This is a genomic window from Pseudomonas sp. K5002, from assembly GCF_013386655.1.
Lineage (GTDB): Bacteria > Pseudomonadota > Gammaproteobacteria > Pseudomonadales > Pseudomonadaceae > Aquipseudomonas.
On sequence record NZ_JACARK010000172.1, the window covers coordinates 18,177 to 35,624 of the forward strand.

The 17,448-nt window shown below is 54.7% G+C and carries 31 protein-coding genes; all 31 read left to right on the top strand.

Features of this window, described 5'->3' with window-relative positions; genetic code table 11:
* Nucleotides 1–29: 29 nt before the first annotated feature.
* Nucleotides 30–1,223 carry an elongation factor Tu gene (tuf, locus tag HX846_RS09625; RefSeq protein ID WP_003210085.1) on the top strand — a complete coding sequence of 398 codons (1,194 nt, stop codon included), beginning with the start codon at nt 30–32 and terminating at the stop codon, nt 1,221–1,223.
* A gap of 141 nt (nt 1,224–1,364) precedes the next feature.
* The gene (gene rpsJ / locus HX846_RS09630) at nt 1,365–1,676 is read left to right on the top strand and encodes a 30S ribosomal protein S10 (RefSeq protein WP_003210084.1); all 312 of its coding nucleotides are present in this window, start codon (nt 1,365–1,367) and stop codon (nt 1,674–1,676) included.
* A gap of 81 nt (nt 1,677–1,757) precedes the next feature.
* A complete protein-coding gene (gene rplC, locus HX846_RS09635; RefSeq protein ID WP_003194649.1) occupies nt 1,758–2,393 on the top strand; it encodes a 50S ribosomal protein L3 in 636 nt (211 codons plus the stop codon).
* A gap of 12 nt (nt 2,394–2,405) precedes the next feature.
* Complete coding sequence (gene rplD, locus HX846_RS09640) at nt 2,406–3,008, top strand: 50S ribosomal protein L4 (protein ID WP_003210082.1); 603 nt, start codon at nt 2,406–2,408, stop codon at nt 3,006–3,008.
* Nucleotides 3,005–3,304 (top strand): 50S ribosomal protein L23, encoded by a 300-nt coding sequence (gene rplW, locus HX846_RS09645; RefSeq protein ID WP_002555488.1) that lies wholly within the window; start codon nt 3,005–3,007, stop codon nt 3,302–3,304. Before rplD ends, rplW begins: the two co-directional genes overlap by 4 nt.
* Nucleotides 3,305–3,318: 14 nt before the next feature.
* Nucleotides 3,319–4,143, top strand: coding sequence for a 50S ribosomal protein L2 (gene rplB, locus HX846_RS09650; protein WP_003210080.1), 825 nt, complete (start codon nt 3,319–3,321; stop codon nt 4,141–4,143).
* 16 nt (nt 4,144–4,159) lie between these two features.
* The gene (gene rpsS, locus HX846_RS09655; RefSeq protein ID WP_002555486.1) at nt 4,160–4,435 is read left to right on the top strand and encodes a 30S ribosomal protein S19; all 276 of its coding nucleotides are present in this window, start codon (nt 4,160–4,162) and stop codon (nt 4,433–4,435) included.
* Between the two features lie 13 nt (nt 4,436–4,448).
* The gene (gene rplV / locus HX846_RS09660; protein WP_003210077.1) at nt 4,449–4,781 is read left to right on the top strand and encodes a 50S ribosomal protein L22; all 333 of its coding nucleotides are present in this window, start codon (nt 4,449–4,451) and stop codon (nt 4,779–4,781) included.
* Between the two features lie 13 nt (nt 4,782–4,794).
* On the top strand, nt 4,795–5,481 hold the full coding sequence (gene rpsC / locus HX846_RS09665) for a 30S ribosomal protein S3 (protein WP_003176422.1): 687 nt from the start codon (nt 4,795–4,797) through the stop codon (nt 5,479–5,481).
* Nucleotides 5,482–5,493: 12 nt separating this feature from the next.
* Nucleotides 5,494–5,907, top strand: a complete 414-nt coding sequence (rplP, locus tag HX846_RS09670) for a 50S ribosomal protein L16 (RefSeq protein WP_003210075.1) — start codon at nt 5,494–5,496, stop codon at nt 5,905–5,907.
* Complete coding sequence (rpmC, locus tag HX846_RS09675; protein WP_002555481.1) at nt 5,907–6,098, top strand: 50S ribosomal protein L29; 192 nt, start codon at nt 5,907–5,909, stop codon at nt 6,096–6,098. The genes rplP and rpmC overlap by 1 nt, the downstream gene beginning before the upstream one ends.
* A 2-nt stretch (nt 6,099–6,100) precedes the next feature.
* Nucleotides 6,101–6,367, top strand: coding sequence for a 30S ribosomal protein S17 (gene rpsQ, locus HX846_RS09680; protein WP_003176419.1), 267 nt, complete (start codon nt 6,101–6,103; stop codon nt 6,365–6,367).
* Nucleotides 6,368–6,390: 23 nt separating this feature from the next.
* Nucleotides 6,391–6,759: a 50S ribosomal protein L14 gene (gene rplN / locus HX846_RS09685; RefSeq protein WP_002555479.1), complete on the top strand. Its 369-nt coding sequence runs from the start codon at nt 6,391–6,393 to the stop codon at nt 6,757–6,759.
* 11 nt (nt 6,760–6,770) lie between these two features.
* Nucleotides 6,771–7,085 carry a 50S ribosomal protein L24 gene (gene rplX, locus HX846_RS09690; protein WP_007896770.1) on the top strand — a complete coding sequence of 105 codons (315 nt, stop codon included), beginning with the start codon at nt 6,771–6,773 and terminating at the stop codon, nt 7,083–7,085.
* Between the two features lie 20 nt (nt 7,086–7,105).
* Nucleotides 7,106–7,645, top strand: a complete 540-nt coding sequence (gene rplE, locus HX846_RS09695) for a 50S ribosomal protein L5 (protein ID WP_003210069.1) — start codon at nt 7,106–7,108, stop codon at nt 7,643–7,645.
* A 13-nt stretch (nt 7,646–7,658) separates the two neighbouring features.
* Nucleotides 7,659–7,964 (top strand): 30S ribosomal protein S14, encoded by a 306-nt coding sequence (gene rpsN, locus HX846_RS09700; RefSeq protein WP_003176414.1) that lies wholly within the window; start codon nt 7,659–7,661, stop codon nt 7,962–7,964.
* A gap of 208 nt (nt 7,965–8,172) precedes the next feature.
* Complete coding sequence (rpsH, locus tag HX846_RS09705; protein ID WP_003186040.1) at nt 8,173–8,565, top strand: 30S ribosomal protein S8; 393 nt, start codon at nt 8,173–8,175, stop codon at nt 8,563–8,565.
* Nucleotides 8,566–8,577: 12 nt separating this feature from the next.
* On the top strand, nt 8,578–9,111 hold the full coding sequence (gene rplF, locus HX846_RS09710) for a 50S ribosomal protein L6 (protein ID WP_003176412.1): 534 nt from the start codon (nt 8,578–8,580) through the stop codon (nt 9,109–9,111).
* A gap of 10 nt (nt 9,112–9,121) precedes the next feature.
* Nucleotides 9,122–9,472: a 50S ribosomal protein L18 gene (gene rplR, locus HX846_RS09715; protein WP_003186037.1), complete on the top strand. Its 351-nt coding sequence runs from the start codon at nt 9,122–9,124 to the stop codon at nt 9,470–9,472.
* A 3-nt stretch (nt 9,473–9,475) separates the two neighbouring features.
* Complete coding sequence (rpsE, locus tag HX846_RS09720) at nt 9,476–9,976, top strand: 30S ribosomal protein S5 (RefSeq protein WP_003186035.1); 501 nt, start codon at nt 9,476–9,478, stop codon at nt 9,974–9,976.
* Nucleotides 9,977–9,978: 2 nt separating this feature from the next.
* A complete protein-coding gene (rpmD, locus tag HX846_RS09725) occupies nt 9,979–10,155 on the top strand; it encodes a 50S ribosomal protein L30 (RefSeq protein ID WP_003186033.1) in 177 nt (58 codons plus the stop codon).
* A 4-nt stretch (nt 10,156–10,159) separates the two neighbouring features.
* Complete coding sequence (gene rplO, locus HX846_RS09730; protein ID WP_003210066.1) at nt 10,160–10,597, top strand: 50S ribosomal protein L15; 438 nt, start codon at nt 10,160–10,162, stop codon at nt 10,595–10,597.
* Nucleotides 10,598–11,926: a preprotein translocase subunit SecY gene (gene secY / locus HX846_RS09735; protein ID WP_003210064.1), complete on the top strand. Its 1,329-nt coding sequence runs from the start codon at nt 10,598–10,600 to the stop codon at nt 11,924–11,926.
* A 27-nt stretch (nt 11,927–11,953) separates the two neighbouring features.
* Entirely contained in the window at nt 11,954–12,070 is a 117-nt protein-coding gene (gene rpmJ / locus HX846_RS09740) for a 50S ribosomal protein L36 (protein WP_002555468.1), read from the top strand.
* Between the two features lie 129 nt (nt 12,071–12,199).
* Nucleotides 12,200–12,556, top strand: coding sequence for a 30S ribosomal protein S13 (gene rpsM, locus HX846_RS09745; RefSeq protein WP_003210063.1), 357 nt, complete (start codon nt 12,200–12,202; stop codon nt 12,554–12,556).
* A gap of 30 nt (nt 12,557–12,586) precedes the next feature.
* Nucleotides 12,587–12,976: a 30S ribosomal protein S11 gene (gene rpsK / locus HX846_RS09750; protein ID WP_002555466.1), complete on the top strand. Its 390-nt coding sequence runs from the start codon at nt 12,587–12,589 to the stop codon at nt 12,974–12,976.
* Nucleotides 12,977–12,994: 18 nt separating this feature from the next.
* Nucleotides 12,995–13,615, top strand: coding sequence for a 30S ribosomal protein S4 (gene rpsD / locus HX846_RS09755; RefSeq protein WP_003210056.1), 621 nt, complete (start codon nt 12,995–12,997; stop codon nt 13,613–13,615).
* 22 nt (nt 13,616–13,637) lie between these two features.
* Nucleotides 13,638–14,639, top strand: coding sequence for a DNA-directed RNA polymerase subunit alpha (rpoA, locus tag HX846_RS09760; RefSeq protein WP_003176403.1), 1,002 nt, complete (start codon nt 13,638–13,640; stop codon nt 14,637–14,639).
* Between the two features lie 41 nt (nt 14,640–14,680).
* Nucleotides 14,681–15,067 (top strand): 50S ribosomal protein L17, encoded by a 387-nt coding sequence (gene rplQ / locus HX846_RS09765; protein WP_003210053.1) that lies wholly within the window; start codon nt 14,681–14,683, stop codon nt 15,065–15,067.
* Between the two features lie 247 nt (nt 15,068–15,314).
* Nucleotides 15,315–16,763, top strand: coding sequence for a catalase (locus HX846_RS09770; RefSeq protein WP_008436430.1), 1,449 nt, complete (start codon nt 15,315–15,317; stop codon nt 16,761–16,763).
* 155 nt (nt 16,764–16,918) lie between these two features.
* On the top strand, nt 16,919–17,383 hold the full coding sequence (gene bfr, locus HX846_RS09775) for a bacterioferritin (RefSeq protein ID WP_003210048.1): 465 nt from the start codon (nt 16,919–16,921) through the stop codon (nt 17,381–17,383).
* Nucleotides 17,384–17,448: the final 65 nt, after the last annotated feature.

Below are 17,448 nucleotides of genomic sequence, written 5' to 3' on the forward strand. Positions count from 1 at the left end.
TCAGTCCTTTAGGCAAGGAGTTAATTGTCGTGGCTAAAGAAAAATTTGATCGTTCCCTACCGCACGTAAACGTTGGCACTATCGGCCACGTTGACCACGGTAAAACCACTCTGACCGCTGCTCTGACTCGCGTCTGCTCCGAAGTTTTCGGTTCGGCTCGTGTTGACTTCGACAAGATCGACAGCGCACCAGAAGAAAAAGCTCGTGGTATCACCATCAACACCGCGCACGTTGAATACAACTCGCTGATCCGTCACTACGCTCACGTTGACTGCCCAGGTCACGCTGACTATGTGAAGAACATGATCACCGGTGCTGCCCAGATGGACGGCGCGATCCTGGTTTGCTCGGCCGCTGATGGTCCGATGCCACAAACCCGTGAGCACATCCTGCTGTCCCGTCAGGTAGGCGTTCCGTACATCGTGGTTTTCCTGAACAAGGCTGACCTGGTAGACGACGCTGAGCTGCTGGAACTGGTTGAGATGGAAGTGCGCGATCTGCTGAGCACTTACGACTTCCCAGGCGACGACACTCCGATCATCATCGGTTCTGCTCGTATGGCTCTGGACGGTCTTGACGACAACGAAATGGGCACCACTGCCGTTCGTAAACTGGTTGAGACTCTGGACAGCTACATCCCAGATCCAGTTCGTGTTATTGACAAGCCGTTCCTGATGCCAATCGAAGACGTATTCTCGATCTCCGGTCGTGGTACTGTTGTGACTGGTCGTATCGAGCGCGGTATCGTTAAGGTTCAAGATCCACTGGAAATCGTTGGTCTGCGTGACACTACCGTCACCACCTGCACCGGTGTTGAAATGTTCCGTAAACTGCTCGACGAAGGTCGTGCAGGCGAGAACTGCGGCGTTCTGCTGCGTGGTACCAAGCGTGACGACGTTGAGCGTGGCCAGGTTCTGGTCAAGCCAGGTTCGGTTAAGCCGCACACTACCTTCGAAGCTGAAGTGTACGTGTTGAGCAAAGAAGAAGGCGGTCGTCACACTCCGTTCTTCAAAGGCTACCGTCCACAGTTCTACTTCCGGACCACTGACGTGACCGGTAACTGCGAACTGCCGGAAGGCGTTGAAATGGTAATGCCAGGCGACAACATCAAAATGGTTGTCACCCTGATCAAAACCATCGCAATGGAAGATGGTCTGCGTTTCGCTATCCGTGAAGGCGGTCGTACCGTCGGCGCTGGCGTCGTAGCCAAAATCATCGCTTAATAAGTGATGACTTGAAAAAGCCCCCGCTCAGCGGGGGCTTTTTTATTGAGTTGACACCCATATGGGGCGTCTATAGAATTGCGCCTCCTTTTAACGGGCGTGTTGCGCTCGCTGGGAATAGCAGCCGGAGTCTGAAATCCAATGGCAAATCAGCAAATTCGTATCAGGTTGAAGGCTTTTGACCACAAACTGATCGACCAATCCACCCAGGAAATCGTGGAAACCGCGAAACGTACTGGTGCTCAAGTGCGTGGTCCAATTCCACTGCCTACCCGTAAAGAGCGGTTCACCGTTCTGGTCTCCCCGCACGTCAACAAAGACGCGCGTGACCAGTACGAGATCCGTACTCATAAGCGCGTGCTGGACATCGTCCTGCCAACGGATAAAACCGTTGATGCACTTATGAAGCTTGATCTGGCGGCCGGTGTGGAAGTACAGATCAGCCTCGGCTAAGACTTGGGTCTTAGTCGTGTAACGCTCTGAAATGGGCGGCCATAGCGGGTGAAAGCCCCGTACACTCATGAGGTTTACAACATGACTATTGGTGTAGTCGGTCGTAAATGCGGTATGACCCGTATTTTCACCGAAGAAGGTGTCTCCATTCCGGTCACGGTCATTGAGATCGAACCGAATCGCGTCACCCAGTTTAAAACTGAAGAAACCGATGGCTATCGTGCAGTGCAAGTCACTGTCGGCGAGCGTCGTGCTTCGCGTGTGACTGCTGCTCAAGCAGGTCACTTCGCTAAAGCAAACGTTGCAGCTGGTCGTACTGTCATGGAGTTCCGTCTTGAAGACGGCGACTACCAGGCTGGCGATCTGATCAACGCTGAAATCTTCGCCGCTGGTCAACTGGTTGATGTAACCGGTCAGTCCAAGGGTAAAGGCTTCCAGGGTACGATCAAGCGTTGGAATTTCCGTGGCCAAGACAACACTCACGGTAACTCCGTTTCCCACCGCGTCCCGGGCTCTATTGGCCAGTGCCAGACTCCTGGTCGTGTATTCAAGGGCAAAAAAATGTCCGGTCATATGGGCGCTGAGCGCGTGACCGTGCAGTCCCTCGAAGTAGTGCGCGTCGACGCTGAACGCAATCTGTTGTTGGTCAAGGGTGCTGTTCCTGGCGCTACTGGCGGCAACCTGGTTGTACGTCCAGCGGCCAAGGCTCGCGGTTAAGGGGAAGCTGACATGCAATTAAACGTAAATGACGCTCAAGCGATCGAAGTTTCCGAACTGACATTTGGCGGCGAATTCAACGAGACGCTGGTTCACCAAGCAGTCGTGGCCTACATGGCCGGCGGCCGTCAAGGTAGCAAGCAGCAAAAGACCCGTTCCGACGTTCGTGGTGGCGGTAAGCGCCCTTGGCGTCAGAAAGGTACTGGCCGCGCTCGTGCCGGTACTATCCGTAGCCCAATCTGGCGTGGCGGCGGTACCACTTTCGCAGCACGTCCACAGGATCACACCCAGAAGCTCAACAAGAAGATGTATCGCGCAGCACTGCGCTCCATCCTTGCTGAACTCGTGCGTACTGATCGTCTGGTCGTGGTTCAGGACTTCGCTGTTGAAGCGCCGAAAACCAAAGATCTGCTGAACAAGCTGAACGGCATGGGCCTGACTGACGTCCTGATCGTGTCTGAAGCTGTTGATCAGAACCTGTACCTGGCTGCTCGCAACCTGCCACACGTTGATGTACGTGACGTGCAAGGTTCCGATCCAGTTAGTCTGATCGCATACGACAAGGTGTTGATCACCGTGTCGGCCGTGAAGAAATTCGAGGAGCTGCTGGGATGAACCAGGAACGCGTATTTAAAGTTCTGCTTGGCCCGCACGTTTCCGAAAAGGCTACGGTTCTGGCTGACAAGAAAGGCCAGTTCGTTTTCAAGGTTGCAACTGACGCAACCAAGCTGGAAATCAAGAAGGCCGTCGAAAGCCTGTTCAGCGTGAAAGTAGAGCGTGTTACTACCCTGAATGTTCTGGGTAAGAGCAAGCGCACTGCTCGCGGTCTGGGCAAGCGTAATGACTGGAAGAAGGCAGTTATCTCCCTTCAGCCAGGCCAAGATCTCGATTTCAGCAGCAGTGCTGAGTAAGGAAGGGGTGCATCATGGCAATCGTTAAATGCAAACCGACTTCCCCTGGCCGCCGTTTTGTGGTCAAGGTGGTCAACCAGGAGCTGCATAAAGGCGCTCCTCACGCACCGCTGCTCGAGAAGAAATCGAAGACTGGTGGTCGTAACAACAATGGTCGTATTACCACTCGTCACATCGGTGGTGGCCATAAGCAGCATTATCGTCTGGTCGACTTCCGTCGCAACGACAAAGATGGCATCGCTGCCACTGTCGAGCGTATCGAATACGATCCAAACCGTACTGCTCACATCGCTCTGCTGCTGTACGCAGATGGCGAGCGTCGCTACATCATCGCCCCTAAAGGCGTGAGTGCTGGTGACCAGCTGATCGCAGGTGCTTTGGCACCGATCAAGCCGGGCAACGCTCTGCAACTGCGCAACATTCCAGTTGGTAGCACCGTACACGGCATCGAATTGAAGCCGGGTAAAGGCGCGCAAATCGCTCGTTCCGCTGGTGCTTCGGCTCAGCTGATCGCTCGTGAAGGTGTCTACGTGACCCTGCGTCTGCGCTCTGGTGAAATGCGTAAAGTATTGGCTGAATGCCGTGCGACCCTGGGCGAAGTCTCGAACTCCGAGCACAGCCTGCGTTCGCTGGGTAAAGCTGGTGCCAAACGCTGGCGTGGCGTTCGCCCAACCGTTCGTGGTGTTGCCATGAACCCGGTTGACCACCCACACGGTGGTGGTGAAGGTCGTACCTCTGGTGGTCGTCATCCGGTATCGCCATGGGGCTTCCCGACTAAGGGCGCGAAGACTCGTGGTAATAAGCGTACCGACAAAATGATCGTCCGTCGTCGCAAGTAAATAGAGGGATACGACAGTGCCACGTTCTCTGAAAAAAGGTCCTTTTATTGATCTTCACCTACTGAAGAAGATCGAAGTGGCGGCGGAAAAGAACGATCGCAAACCGGTGAAAACCTGGTCGCGTCGTTCGATGATCCTGCCACAAATGGTCGGTCTGACCATTGCAGTGCATAACGGTCGTCAACATGTTCCAGTTCTCGTGAACGAAGACATGGTCGGCCACAAACTAGGCGAGTTTGCCGGTACCCGCACATATCGTGGGCACGTGGCAGACAAGAAAGCCAAGCGTTAAGGGGTAAGGAACGATGGAAGTAGCCGCTAAGTTGTCGGGCGCTCGAATCTCCGCCCAGAAAGCCCGCTTGGTCGCCGACCAGATCCGCGGGAAGAAGGTGGGCGAAGCGCTCAACCTGTTGGCTTTCAGCAGTAAGAAAGCCGCCGAGATCATCAAGAAAGTGCTGGAGTCGGCCGTAGCCAACGCCGAGCACAACGAAGGCGCAGACGTTGATGACCTGAAGGTCAGCACCGTTTTCGTCAACGAAGGGCGTTCGCTGAAGCGCATCATGCCTCGTGCCAAAGGCCGAGCTGATCGCATCGTCAAGCGGTCTTGCCATATCACTGTCAAGGTTGCTGACAAGTAACGGAGTCGAAGAGATGGGTCAGAAAGTACATCCCATTGGCATTCGCCTGGGAATCGTCAAGGAGCACACCTCCGTCTGGTACGCAGACGGTCGGACTTATGCGGACTACTTGTTCGCTGATCTGAAGGTGCGTGAGTATCTCCAAGACAAACTAAAAAGCGCGTCCGTGAGCCGTATCGATATCCATCGTCCTGCTCAAACTGCACGTATCACCATCCACACCGCTCGTCCAGGTATCGTTATCGGGAAGAAAGGTGAAGATGTTGAGAAACTGCGTCAGGACCTGACCAAGCAAATGGGTGTGCCTGTGCACATCAATATCGAAGAGATCCGCAAGCCGGAGCTCGACGGTATGCTGGTTGCGCAGAGCGTAGCTCAGCAGCTGGAGCGTCGCGTTATGTTCCGTCGCGCTATGAAGCGCGCAGTACAGAACGCCATGCGCATTGGTGCCAAAGGCATCAAAATCCAAGTGAGCGGTCGTCTCGGCGGTGCTGAAATCGCACGTACTGAATGGTATCGCGAAGGTCGTGTGCCACTGCACACCCTGCGTGCCGACATCGACTATGCCAACTACGAAGCTCACACCACCTACGGTGTGATCGGTGTAAAGGTTTGGATCTTCAAAGGCGAAGTAATTGGTGGTCGCCAAGAAGAACTGAAACCACAAGCACCAGCGCCTCGTAAAAAAGCTGCTAAGTAAGGGGTACGCCAAATGTTGCAACCAAAGCGTACGAAGTTCCGCAAGCAGATGACAGGCCACAACCGTGGTCTGGCTCAGCGCGGTAGCAAAGTCAGCTTCGGCGAATATGCGCTGAAGTCTGTAGCTCGTGGTCGTCTCACCGCTCGTCAGATCGAGTCAGCGCGTCGTGCACTGACCCGTCACGTTAAACGTGGCGGCAAGATCTGGATCCGTGTATTCCCGGACAAGCCTATCTCCAAAAAGCCCCTCGAAGTTCGGATGGGTAAAGGTAAGGGTAACGTGGAATATTGGGTTGCCCAGATTCAGCCAGGCAAAGTCCTGTATGAAATCGAGGGTGTTACTGAAGAGCTGGCGCGTGAGGCTTTCGCCCTGGCTGCTGCAAAGCTGCCGCTCGCCACCTCCTTTGTTAAACGGACGGTGATGTGATGAAAGCGAATGAACTTCGTGAAAAATCCGCACAGCAGCTGAACGAGCAACTGCTCGGCCTGCTGCGCGACCAGTTCAATCTGCGTATGCAGAAAGCAACTGGCCAGTTGGGGCAGTCTCATCTGCTCTCGCAAGTTAAGCGTGACATTGCTCGCGTGAAGACTGTGCTCAACCAGCAGGCAGGTAAGTGATCATGGCTGAAGCCGAAAAGACTGTCCGTACGCTGACTGGCCGTGTTGTCAGCGACAAGATGGACAAAACCATCACCGTTTTGATCGAGCGTCGCGTTAAGCACCCGATCTACGGTAAATACGTTAAGCGTTCGACTAAGCTGCACGCGCACGACGAAACCAATCAGTGCCACATCGGCGACAAAGTCACTATTCGTGAAACTCGTCCGTTGGCCAAGACCAAGTCTTGGGCCCTGGTTGATGTTCTCGAACGCGCTGTGGAAGTCTAAGGACTAGGGGTCGGAGAAATTATATGATTCAGACTCAATCCATGCTCGATGTGGCCGATAACAGCGGCGCACGCCGCGTTATGTGCATCAAGGTGCTGGGTGGCTCCCATCGTCGTTACGCTGGTATCGGTGACATCATCAAAGTTACCGTGAAGGAAGCAATTCCTCGCGGTAAAGTGAAAAAAGGCCAAGTGATGACTGCTGTTGTAGTCCGCACTCGTCACGGCGTACGCCGTGCAGATGGCTCCATTATCCGCTTTGATGGCAACGCTGCTGTTCTTCTGAACAACAAGCAAGAGCCGATCGGCACCCGTATCTTTGGGCCAGTGACCCGTGAACTTCGTACTGAGAAGTTCATGAAGATCGTCTCGCTCGCCCCAGAAGTGCTGTAAGGAGATCCGACATGCAAAAGATTCGTCGTGACGACGAGATCATCGTGATCGCCGGCAAAGACAAAGGTAAGCGCGGTAAGGTGCTGAAGGTTCTTGCTGATGACCGTCTGGTCGTTGGTGGTCTGAACCTGGTCAAGCGTCATACCAAGCCTAACCCGATGTCGGGCGTACAAGGCGGTATCGTCGAGAAAGAAGCGCCACTGCACGCTTCTAACGTCGCCATCTTCAACGGCGAAACCAACAAGGCTGACCGCGTTGGTTTCAAAGTAGAAGACGGTAAGAAAATTCGTGTCTTCAAGTCGACCCAAAAAGCGGTTGATGCTTGAACACTGCTAGGTAGAAGACCATGGCACGACTAAAAGAGATTTACCGGAAGGAAATCGCACCGAAACTTAAGGAAGAACTTAAGCTTTCGAACGTGATGGAAGTTCCGCGCGTTACCAAAATCACCCTGAACATGGGTCTGGGCGAAGCGATCGGCGACAAAAAAGTCATCGAGCACGCTGTTGCTGACCTGGAAAAGATCACCGGCCAAAAAGTCGTTGTGACCTACGCTCGTAAATCCATCGCTGGCTTTAAAGTCCGTGAAGGATGGCCGATCGGCGTCAAAGTGACTCTGCGCCGTGAGCGTATGTACGAATTCCTGGATCGTCTGCTGTCGATCTCCCTGCCTCGGGTCCGCGACTTCCGCGGCCTGAATGCCAAGTCCTTCGATGGTCGTGGTAACTACAGCATGGGCGTTAAAGAGCAGATCATCTTCCCGGAAATCGACTACGACAAGATCGATGCTCTCCGCGGTCTGGACATCACCCTGACCACCACTGCCAAGAACGATGATGAAGGCCGCGCTCTGCTGCGTGCGTTCAAATTCCCGTTCCGCAACTGATTGGAGTAGGACCATGGCCAAGATGAGCATGAAAAACCGCGAGCTGAAGCGTCAGCTCACGGTTGCCAAGTACGCCAAGAAGCGTGCAGCACTGAAAGCAATCATCGTTGATCTGAACGCAAGTCCAGAAGCGCGTTGGGAAGCTACAGTTGCTCTGCAGAAGCAGCCACGTGACGCAAGCGCTTCGCGCATGCGTAACCGCTGCCGCCTGACCGGTCGTCCACACGGCGTTTACCGCAAGTTCGGCCTCGGCCGTAACAAACTGCGTGAAGCGGCAATGCGTGGTGACGTACCAGGTCTGGTTAAAGCCAGCTGGTAAGTACGTTCGAAGTCTCGGTGGCCAGGATCGCAAGATACTGACCGCCGGTGGCCTAGAATCTGGAACAAGCCCCTTTTGGGGCTTGTTTCATTTCCGGAGTGTGTCTAAAATACGCGGCTCGCCTGAGCCCGTGTGTTTTGTGCTCGGAGATTCTCGGCGACACGTAATGGCCGCAAGGCTAATTTTTTTGTATTAGGAGCGTCTAGCCATGAGTATGCAGGACCCGTTAGCGGACATGCTAACTCGTATCCGTAATGCCCAGATGGCTGAAAAGTCCGTCGTAAGCATGCCATCTTCCACGTTGAAGGTTGCTGTTGCCAAAGTCCTGAAAGACGAAGGCTACATTGCGGGTTATCAGATCAGCAGCGAAATCAAACCACTGCTGTCCATCGAGCTGAAGTACTTCGAAGGCCGTCCGGTCATCGAAGAAGTGAAGCGCGTTAGCCGTCCAGGCCTGCGTCAGTACAAGTCCGTTGATGATCTGCCAAAAGTTCGTGGCGGTCTCGGTGTGTCTATCGTCTCCACCAACAAAGGTGTGATGACGGATCGTGCTGCGCGCGCTGCCGGTGTCGGCGGCGAAGTTCTTTGCACTGTGTTCTAAGGGGGGATAAGCATGTCACGCGTCGCTAAGAACCCCGTTAAGCTGCCAGCCGGTGTCGAAGTAAAATTCGCAGGCCAACAGCTTTCGGTGAAGGGTGCCAAGGGCACTCTGGAACTGAACATCCATTCGTCCGTTGAGATCGTTGAAGAAGCTGGTGAGCTGCGTTTCGCTGCTCGCAATGGCGATCAACAAACTCGCGCAATGGCCGGTACCACTCGTGCGTTGGTAAACAACATGGTCCAAGGCGTAAGCCAAGGCTTCGAGCGCAAGCTCCAGCTGGTCGGTGTTGGTTACAAAGCGCAAGCAAAAGGCACGGTTCTGAACCTGGCCCTTGGCTTCTCGCACCCAGTGGATTACGAACTGCCGGAAGGCATCACCGCTGAGACCCCTAGCCAAACCGATATCCTGATCAAGGGTATTGATAAGCAGCTGGTAGGTCAGGTGGCCGCTGAGATCCGCGACTTCCGTCCACCAGAGCCGTACAAAGGCAAAGGTGTGCGCTACGCGGACGAAGTCGTCCGTCGTAAAGAAGCCAAGAAGAAGTAGGGCATAGCAAATGACCGACAAAAAAGTTACTCGACTGCGTCGCGCTCGCAAAGCACGCCTGAAAATGCACGAACTCGAAGTCGTGCGTCTCTGCGTGTTCCGCTCGTCGCAGCACATCTACGCCCAGGTCATCTCGGCCGACGGCAACAAAGTCCTGGCAAGCGCCTCGACTTTGGATAAAGAACTGCGTGATGGTGCCACTGGCAACATCGACGCGGCCACTAAGGTTGGCCAGCTGGTCGCTACGCGTGCTAAGGCCGCCGGCGTCTCGCAAGTGGCTTTCGACCGCTCTGGCTTCAAGTACCACGGCCGCGTGAAAGCGCTGGCTGATGCTGCTCGTGAAGCTGGGCTGGAGTTCTAAGTTATGTCAAATAACGACCAAAAGCGCGACGAAGGCTACATTGAGAAGCTGGTTCAAGTTAACCGCGTAGCCAAAACCGTTAAAGGCGGCCGTATCTTCACTTTCACCGCGTTGACCGTGGTAGGTGATGGTAAAGGGCGCGTTGGCTTCGGCCGTGGCAAGTCACGTGAAGTGCCTGCTGCGATCCAGAAGGCAATGGAAGCTGCTCGTCGCAACATGATCCAAGTTGATCTGAACGGCACTACTCTGCAGTACGCAATGAAGTCCGCTCACGGCGCTTCGAAGGTGTACATGCAGCCTGCCTCTGAAGGTACCGGTATCATCGCTGGCGGCGCTATGCGTGCTGTCCTCGAAGTTGCTGGCGTTCAGAACGTTCTGGCCAAGTGCTACGGCTCGACTAACCCGGTAAACGTGGTTCACGCCACTTTCAAGGGTTTGAAAGCAATGCAGTCTCCTGAATCCATTGCCGCCAAGCGTGGCAAAAGCGTCAAGGAGATCTTCTGATCATGGCTACCGTTAAAGTAACGCTGATCAAAAGCATGACCGGCCGCATCCCTAACCACAAATTGTGCGTTAAGGGTTTGGGTCTGCGTCGCATCGGTCACACTGTAGAAGTACTTGATACTCCCGAGAATCGCGGGATGATCAACAAGGCTTACTACATGCTGCGTGTCGAGGGTTAATTCGATGAAACTCAATGATCTGAGTCCAGCGCCGGGTTCCCGTCGCGAAAAGCATCGTCCGGGCCGTGGTATCGGTAGTGGTTTGGGCAAGACCGGTGGCCGTGGCCACAAAGGTCAGTCCTCCCGCTCCGGTGGCACCATCGCTCCTGGCTTTGAAGGCGGTCAACAGCCGCTGCATCGTCGCCTGCCGAAGTTCGGTTTCGTTTCCCTGAAAGCCATGGACCGCGCAGAAGTGCGTCTGTCCGAGCTGGCCAAAGTGGAAGGCGACATCGTTACCGTGCAGACCCTGAAAGATGCCAACGTGATCAACGTCAACGTACAGCGTGTGAAAATCATGCTGTCCGGTGAAGTGACTCGCGCTGTCACTATCGGCAAGGGAATCGGCGCCACCAAAGGTGCGCGTTCGGCTATCGAAGCAGCTGGCGGCAAGTTCGAGGAATAAATGGCTAAGCAAGGTGCTCTCTCAGCGCTCGGCAAAGGCGGTATGTCTGAACTTTGGGCTCGTCTGCGTTTTCTGTTCCTGGCGATTATCGTCTACCGAATAGGCGCACACATCCCGGTTCCAGGTATCAACCCGGACCGACTCGCAGACCTGTTTCGACAGAATGAGGGGACCATTCTTAGCTTGTTCAACATGTTTTCCGGCGGCGCGCTGGAACGGATGAGCATCTTTGCACTGGGGATCATGCCGTACATCTCGGCATCGATCATCATGCAACTGATGACCGCCGTCAGTCCGCAGTTGGAGCAGTTGAAGAAGGAAGGTGAAGCTGGCCGTCGCAAGATAAGCCAGTACACCCGCTACGGCACTGTCATCCTCGCCCTGGTCCAGGCTATCGGCATGTCCGTTGGCCTGGCCGGGCAGGGTGTTGCGTTCACTGGTGACTTTGGCTTCCATTTCGTCGCGGTATCCACATTTGTGGCTGGTGCGATGTTCATGATGTGGCTGGGTGAGCAGATTACTGAGCGTGGTGTTGGTAACGGTATCTCGATGTTGATTTTCGCAGGTATCGTTGCCGGTCTTCCGAGAGCGATTGGGCAGTCTTTCGAGTCTGCACGTCAGGGTGATATCAATATCTTCGCCCTGGTTGCCATCGGTTTGTTGGCAGTAGCGATTATCGGTTTTGTGGTGTTCATTGAGCGTGGCCAGCGTCGTATTGCTGTTCACTACGCCAAGCGTCAGCAGGGCCGCAAGGTCTTTGCCGCGCAGACCAGCCACCTGCCGCTGAAAGTGAACATGGCGGGGGTTATTCCTGCCATTTTCGCGAGCAGCATTTTGCTGTTTCCGGCTTCGTTGGGTGCCTGGTTCGGTCAGTCTGAAGGTATGGGCTGGTTGCAGGACATCTCGCAGTCGATCGCTCCTGGTCAGCCGTTGAATATTCTGCTGTTTAGTGCAGGGATTATTTTCTTCTGCTTCTTCTATACGGCGTTGATGTTCAATCCGAAAGACGTAGCGGAAAACCTGAAGAAGTCCGGTGCCTTTATTCCGGGTATTCGTCCAGGTGAGCAGTCTGCGCGCTACATTGATGGCGTTCTGACTCGCTTGACCATGTTCGGTGCTCTATATATGACGGCCGTCTGCCTGTTGCCCCAGTTCCTGGTGGTTGCAGCAAACGTTCCGTTCTACCTTGGCGGGACCTCGTTGCTGATCGTCGTCGTGGTTGTGATGGACTTCATGTCCCAAGTACAATCGCACCTCGTTTCGCACCAGTACGAATCCCTGATGAAGAAAGCCAACCTGAAGGGTTACGGCAGCGGCATGTTGCGCTGAGTACCCATAAGGTTCGAGGAGTTGGTGATGAAAGTTCGTGCATCGGTGAAAAAGCTGTGCCGTAACTGCAAGATTATTCGCCGCGAAGGTGTTGTTCGAGTAATTTGCAGCGCGGAACCGCGTCACAAACAGCGCCAAGGCTGAGTGTGATCCGCTTGAAGCCCGGCAGCTAGTGCGCTGCCGGGTTGATTATTTGTTATTACAGCGATATTATCTCGCGCCCTATTTCTTGGCTTCCGGGGCGTAGGTAGCTGTCAATTGGAGTCCCACTGAATGGCCCGTATTGCAGGCGTTAACATTCCAGATAACAAGCACACTGTTATCTCGCTGACCTACATCTATGGTGTTGGTCGCACTACTGCGCAGAAAATTTGCGCAGATACTGGGGTAAACCCAGCCGCAAAGATCAAGGATCTGAGCGACGAGCAGATTGAGCTGTTGCGTGGCGAAGTGGCGAAGTTCACCACTGAAGGTGACCTGCGTCGCGAAATCAACATGAAAATCAAGCGTTTGATGGACCTCGGTTGCTACCGTGGTCTGCGTCATCGTCGTGGTCTTCCAGTACGCGGTCAGCGTACCAAGACTAACGCGCGTACCCGTAAAGGTCCGCGTAAGCCGATCCGCAAGTAATCGCCCACGCGAATCGACAGGAAATTAATCATGGCAAAACCTGCTGCTCGTCCTCGTAAAAAAGTTAAAAAGACAGTGGTTGATGGCATCGCCCACATCCATGCATCTTTTAACAACACAATCGTGACCATCACCGACCGTCAAGGTAACGCGCTTTCTTGGGCTACCTCCGGTGGTTCGGGTTTCCGCGGTTCCCGCAAGTCCACCCCGTTTGCTGCTCAAGTAGCTGCTGAACGTGCTGGTCAAGCTGCGCTGGAATATGGCCTGAAAAACCTCGACGTCAACGTCAAAGGTCCAGGTCCAGGTCGTGAGTCTGCTGTCCGTGCATTGAACGGCTGTGGCTATAAGATCGCCAGCATCACCGACGTGACGCCAATCCCGCACAACGGGTGCCGTCCGCCGAAGAAGCGCCGCGTGTAATCCAGGAGATTGTAAAGAATGGCTCGTTACATTGGTCCAAAATGCAAACTCGCTCGTCGTGAAGGCACCGATCTCTTTCTGAAGAGCGGCGTGCGCGCGATCGAATCGAAGTGCAACATTGAAGCAGCACCTGGTATCCACGGCCAACGCCGCGGTCGCCAGTCCGACTACGGCACCCAACTGCGTGAAAAGCAGAAGGTCCGTCGTATCTACGGCGTTCTCGAGCGTCAGTTCAGCGGCTACTACAAAGAAGCTGCTGGCAAGAAAGGTGCAACCGGTGAAAACCTGCTGCAACTGCTCGAATGCCGTCTGGACAACGTTGTATACCGTATGGGCTTTGGTTCGACTCGTGCCGAATCCCGTCAGCTGGTATCGCACAAATCCGTCAGCGTAAACGGCCAAACCGTTAACGTCCCGTCGTACCAGGTTCGTGCTGGTGACGTGGTCGCGATTCGCGAGAAAGCAAAAAATCAACTTCGCATTGTCCAAGCTCTCGATCTGTGTGCCCAACGTGGCCGCGTAGAATGGGTAGAAGTAGACACTGAGAAGAAGTCGGGCGTTTTCAAGAACGTTCCTGCTCGCAGTGATCTGTCCGCCGACATCAACGAAAGCCTGATTGTCGAGCTCTACTCCAAGTAAGGGCTAGAAAATAGGTGCATCCATGCAGATTTCGGTAAATGAGTTCCTGACACCCCGTCACATTGATGTGCAGGTTGTCAGTCCAACCCGCGCCAAGATCACTCTCGAGCCTCTCGAGCGTGGTTTTGGCCACACCCTGGGCAACGCGCTGCGCCGCATCCTGTTGTCCTCAATGCCCGGCTGTGCAGTAGTCGAGGCCGAGATTGACGGTGTGCTCCACGAGTACAGCGCCATCGAAGGTGTACAGGAAGACGTAATTGAAATCCTGTTGAACCTTAAAGGTCTGGCTATCAAGCTGCACGGCCGTGACGAAGTTACGCTGACCTTGTCGAAGAAGGGTTCGGGGGTGGTTACCGCTGCCGATATTCAGCTGGATCATGATGTCGAGATCGTTAATCCCGATCACGTAATCGCTAACCTGGCGTCTAACGGCGCCCTGAACATGAAGCTCACCGTAGCTCGTGGTCGTGGTTATGAACCGGCCGACTCGCGTCAGAGCGATGAAGACGAAAGCCGCAGCATTGGTCGCTTGCAGCTCGACTCTTCGTTCAGCCCGGTTCGCCGTATCGCATACGTGGTGGAAAACGCCCGTGTCGAACAGCGTACTAACCTGGACAAGCTGGTTATTGATCTGGAAACCAACGGTACTCTGGATCCTGAAGAGGCTATCCGCCGCGCTGCAACCATTCTGCAACAGCAGTTGGCTGCGTTCGTCGACCTCAAGGGTGACAGCGAACCAGTGGTAATCGAGCAGGAAGACGAGATCGATCCGATCCTGCTTCGCCCGGTTGACGATCTGGAACTGACTGTACGTTCGGCTAACTGCCTTAAGGCGGAAAACATTTACTACATCGGTGATCTGATTCAGCGCACCGAAGTAGAACTGTTGAAGACTCCGAACCTGGGCAAGAAATCCTTGACTGAAATCAAGGACGTTCTGGCCTCCCGCGGTCTGTCCCTCGGCATGCGCCTCGACAACTGGCCGCCTGCAAGTCTTAAGAAGGACGACAAGGCGACTGCCTGATCGTCGTAATCACCGAACGTGAGTTTGGTAAGGAATGAACCATGCGTCATCGTAAAAGTGGTCGTCACCTGAGCCGTACCAGCTCGCACCGTAAGGCTATGTTCCAGAACATGGCGGTGTCGCTGTTCGAGCACGAGCTGATCAAAACTACACTGCCGAAAGCTAAAGAACTGCGTCGCGTTGCTGAGCCGCTGATTACTTTGGCCAAGACAGACAGCCTGGCTAACCGCCGTCTGGCTTTCGACCGTACTCGTTCGAAAGCTATCGTTGGTAAGCTCTTCAACGACCTGGGCAAGCGTTACGCTACCCGTGAGGGTGGCTACCTGCGCATCCTCAAGTGCGGTTTCCGCGCTGGTGACAACGCGCCTATGGCGTACGTTGAGCTGATCGATCGTCCAGTTGGCGGTGAAGCTGTATCCGCTGAGTAAGACGTCAGTCTGTAACGAAGAACCGGGCCTAGTGCCCGGTTTTTTGTGCGCGTTGAAAACTGGAATTACCTCGAGCGAATACACGTTCAGCCCGTGCAGCAACTTTTGATATCCGTTCGGATGTATCGTTAGTTAATTTCTATCGGTGGGTATGATTTAATAAATTTGATGGTGTCATCTTCCTGATCAATAATCGCTCCAAGCCGATTAGCCGGCAGTTCCAAGACTGACCTGAGGAAGATTGAGCATGAGCCAGAATAAAACCCTTACTACCGCCAGCGGCGCACCTGTCGCGGATAACCAGAATTCCCGTTCCGCCGGCCCACGCGGCCCGCTGCTGCTCGACGACTTTCACCTGATCGAGAAGCTCGCTCACTTCAACCGTGAAAACATTCCTGAGCGTCGTGTACACGCCAAAGGCTCGGGCGCTTACGGTACCTTCACCGTCACTCAAGACATCACGCAGTACACCAGCGCCAAGCTCTTCGATTCTGTGGGCAAGCAAACTCCGACTTTCCTGCGCTTCTCCACGGTGGGTGGCGAGCGTGGTTCGGCTGATACTGAGCGCGACCCGCGTGGTTTCGCGTTGAAGTTCTACACCGAAGAAGGCAACTGGGACATCGTTGGTAACAACACCCCGGTGTTCTTCATCCGCGACCCGCTGAAGTTTCCCGACTTTATCCACACCCAAAAGCGCCTGCCGCAAAGCAACCTGAAAAGTGCACAGATGATGTGGGACTTCTGGTCGCACTCCCCTGAGGCGCTGCACCAGGTCACCATCCTGTTTTCGGACCGTGGCATCCCGGACGGCTACCGTCACATGCACGGCTTCGGCAGTCACACCTACAGCTTGATTAACGCCAAAGGCGAGCGTCACTGGGTGAAGTGGCACTACAAGACCAAGCAAGGTATCAAGAACCTGGCGCCGGCTGACGCTGCACGCCTGGCGGGTACCGACCCTGATTACGCTCAGCGCGATCTGTTCGGTGCTATTGAGCGTGGTGACTTCCCGAAATGGCGCGTGTGCATTCAGATCATGACTGAGGCCCAGGCCAACGCTCACTACGAAAACCCGTTCGACGTGACCAAGACCTGGTCGCAGAAAGAGTTCCCGCTGATCGAAGTGGGTGAGCTGGAACTGAACCGCAACCCGCTGAACTACTTCGCTGAAGTTGAACAGGCGGCTTTCGGTCCAAGCAACATGGTCCCGGGTGTTGGCCTGTCGCCAGACCGCATGCTGCAAGGGCGCGTGTTCGCTTACGCCGATGCCCATCGCTACCGCGTAGGTACCAATCACCAGCAACTGCCGGTAAATGCGCCACGCAGCCCGGTCAATAGCTACCAGCGTGATGGTTCGATGGCATTCGGCTCCAATGGTGGTGCGGCCCCCAATTACGAGCCAAACAGCTACGCCGATGCGCCGAAGCAGGCTCCTCAGTATGCCGAGCCAGCCTTGGCCCTGAGCGGTGCGGCTGATCGTTACGATCACCGCGAAGATACCGACTACTACAGCCATGCCGGTGCGCTGTTCCGCCTGATGAACGATGAGCAGAAAGCCCTGCTGATCAACAATATCGCCGGCGCAATGGCGGGTGTTTCCAGCGACGTGGTGCAGCGCCAGTTGCAGTACTTCTTCAAGGCCGACCCGGCTTATGGAGAAGGGATCGCATCTGCACTGGGTGTATCGCTTAACTGACTCTAAACGATAAGCAGAACCGCCCTCATTTGGGCGGTTTTTGCGTTATTTAAGCTACTTTTCACCGGAAATCTTCACTTTTCTGCCGTTGGTCCCGTGACCTCCGGGTCATCATGGTTCAAACTACAGACTTTCAAGCAGGGAGATGTAGGGCGATGCAAGGTCACCCCGACGTAATCGATTACCTCAACACGTTGCTGACGGGCGAACTGGCAGCTCGTGACCAATATTTCATTCACTCGCGGATGTACGAAGACTGGGGCTTTACCGAGCTCTACGAGCGTATCAACCATGAAATGGAAGAAGAGGCACAGCACGCCGACGCACTGATGCGCCGTATCCTGATGCTCGAAGGCACGCCCCGTATGCGTCCCGACGACCTGGATACCGGCACCACGGTGCCTGAGATGCTCGCCAGCGACTTGCGCCTTGAGTACAAGGTCCGTGCCGCGCTCTGCAAGGGCATTGAGCTCTGCGAGCAGCACAACGACTACGTCACGCGGGAAATCCTGCGGGTGCAGTTGAATGACACCGAAGAAGATCACACCTACTGGCTGGAAAAGCAGTTGGGCCTGATCAAGCTGATTGGCCTGGAGAATTACCTGCAATCGCAGTTCTGATTCCTCCAGCTACTAAAAGGCCCCTGTCACTTACACGGTGACAGGGGCTTTTTCGTGGGGCTGAA

Coding starts and splice junctions, on each gene's coding strand:
- rplO (WP_003210066.1), top strand. CDS start 10,160: ATGAAACTCAATGATCTGAGTCCAGCGCCGGGTTCCCGTCGCGAAAAG.
- rplF (WP_003176412.1), top strand. CDS start 8,578: ATGTCACGCGTCGCTAAGAACCCCGTTAAGCTGCCAGCCGGTGTCGAA.
- rpsM (WP_003210063.1), top strand. CDS start 12,200: ATGGCCCGTATTGCAGGCGTTAACATTCCAGATAACAAGCACACTGTT.
- rplX (WP_007896770.1), top strand. CDS start 6,771: ATGCAAAAGATTCGTCGTGACGACGAGATCATCGTGATCGCCGGCAAA.
- rpsN (WP_003176414.1), top strand. CDS start 7,659: ATGGCCAAGATGAGCATGAAAAACCGCGAGCTGAAGCGTCAGCTCACG.
- rpsE (WP_003186035.1), top strand. CDS start 9,476: ATGTCAAATAACGACCAAAAGCGCGACGAAGGCTACATTGAGAAGCTG.
- rpsH (WP_003186040.1), top strand. CDS start 8,173: ATGAGTATGCAGGACCCGTTAGCGGACATGCTAACTCGTATCCGTAAT.
- rplN (WP_002555479.1), top strand. CDS start 6,391: ATGATTCAGACTCAATCCATGCTCGATGTGGCCGATAACAGCGGCGCA.
- rplC (WP_003194649.1), top strand. CDS start 1,758: ATGACTATTGGTGTAGTCGGTCGTAAATGCGGTATGACCCGTATTTTC.
- rpoA (WP_003176403.1), top strand. CDS start 13,638: ATGCAGATTTCGGTAAATGAGTTCCTGACACCCCGTCACATTGATGTG.
- rplB (WP_003210080.1), top strand. CDS start 3,319: ATGGCAATCGTTAAATGCAAACCGACTTCCCCTGGCCGCCGTTTTGTG.
- rplV (WP_003210077.1), top strand. CDS start 4,449: ATGGAAGTAGCCGCTAAGTTGTCGGGCGCTCGAATCTCCGCCCAGAAA.
- rpsQ (WP_003176419.1), top strand. CDS start 6,101: ATGGCTGAAGCCGAAAAGACTGTCCGTACGCTGACTGGCCGTGTTGTC.
- HX846_RS09770 (WP_008436430.1), top strand. CDS start 15,315: ATGAGCCAGAATAAAACCCTTACTACCGCCAGCGGCGCACCTGTCGCG.
- secY (WP_003210064.1), top strand. CDS start 10,598: ATGGCTAAGCAAGGTGCTCTCTCAGCGCTCGGCAAAGGCGGTATGTCT.
- bfr (WP_003210048.1), top strand. CDS start 16,919: ATGCAAGGTCACCCCGACGTAATCGATTACCTCAACACGTTGCTGACG.
- rplD (WP_003210082.1), top strand. CDS start 2,406: ATGCAATTAAACGTAAATGACGCTCAAGCGATCGAAGTTTCCGAACTG.
- rplE (WP_003210069.1), top strand. CDS start 7,106: ATGGCACGACTAAAAGAGATTTACCGGAAGGAAATCGCACCGAAACTT.
- rplR (WP_003186037.1), top strand. CDS start 9,122: ATGACCGACAAAAAAGTTACTCGACTGCGTCGCGCTCGCAAAGCACGC.
- rpmJ (WP_002555468.1), top strand. CDS start 11,954: ATGAAAGTTCGTGCATCGGTGAAAAAGCTGTGCCGTAACTGCAAGATT.
- rpsK (WP_002555466.1), top strand. CDS start 12,587: ATGGCAAAACCTGCTGCTCGTCCTCGTAAAAAAGTTAAAAAGACAGTG.
- rpsJ (WP_003210084.1), top strand. CDS start 1,365: ATGGCAAATCAGCAAATTCGTATCAGGTTGAAGGCTTTTGACCACAAA.
- rplW (WP_002555488.1), top strand. CDS start 3,005: ATGAACCAGGAACGCGTATTTAAAGTTCTGCTTGGCCCGCACGTTTCC.
- rpsD (WP_003210056.1), top strand. CDS start 12,995: ATGGCTCGTTACATTGGTCCAAAATGCAAACTCGCTCGTCGTGAAGGC.
- rpmC (WP_002555481.1), top strand. CDS start 5,907: ATGAAAGCGAATGAACTTCGTGAAAAATCCGCACAGCAGCTGAACGAG.
- rplQ (WP_003210053.1), top strand. CDS start 14,681: ATGCGTCATCGTAAAAGTGGTCGTCACCTGAGCCGTACCAGCTCGCAC.
- rplP (WP_003210075.1), top strand. CDS start 5,494: ATGTTGCAACCAAAGCGTACGAAGTTCCGCAAGCAGATGACAGGCCAC.
- rpsC (WP_003176422.1), top strand. CDS start 4,795: ATGGGTCAGAAAGTACATCCCATTGGCATTCGCCTGGGAATCGTCAAG.
- rpmD (WP_003186033.1), top strand. CDS start 9,979: ATGGCTACCGTTAAAGTAACGCTGATCAAAAGCATGACCGGCCGCATC.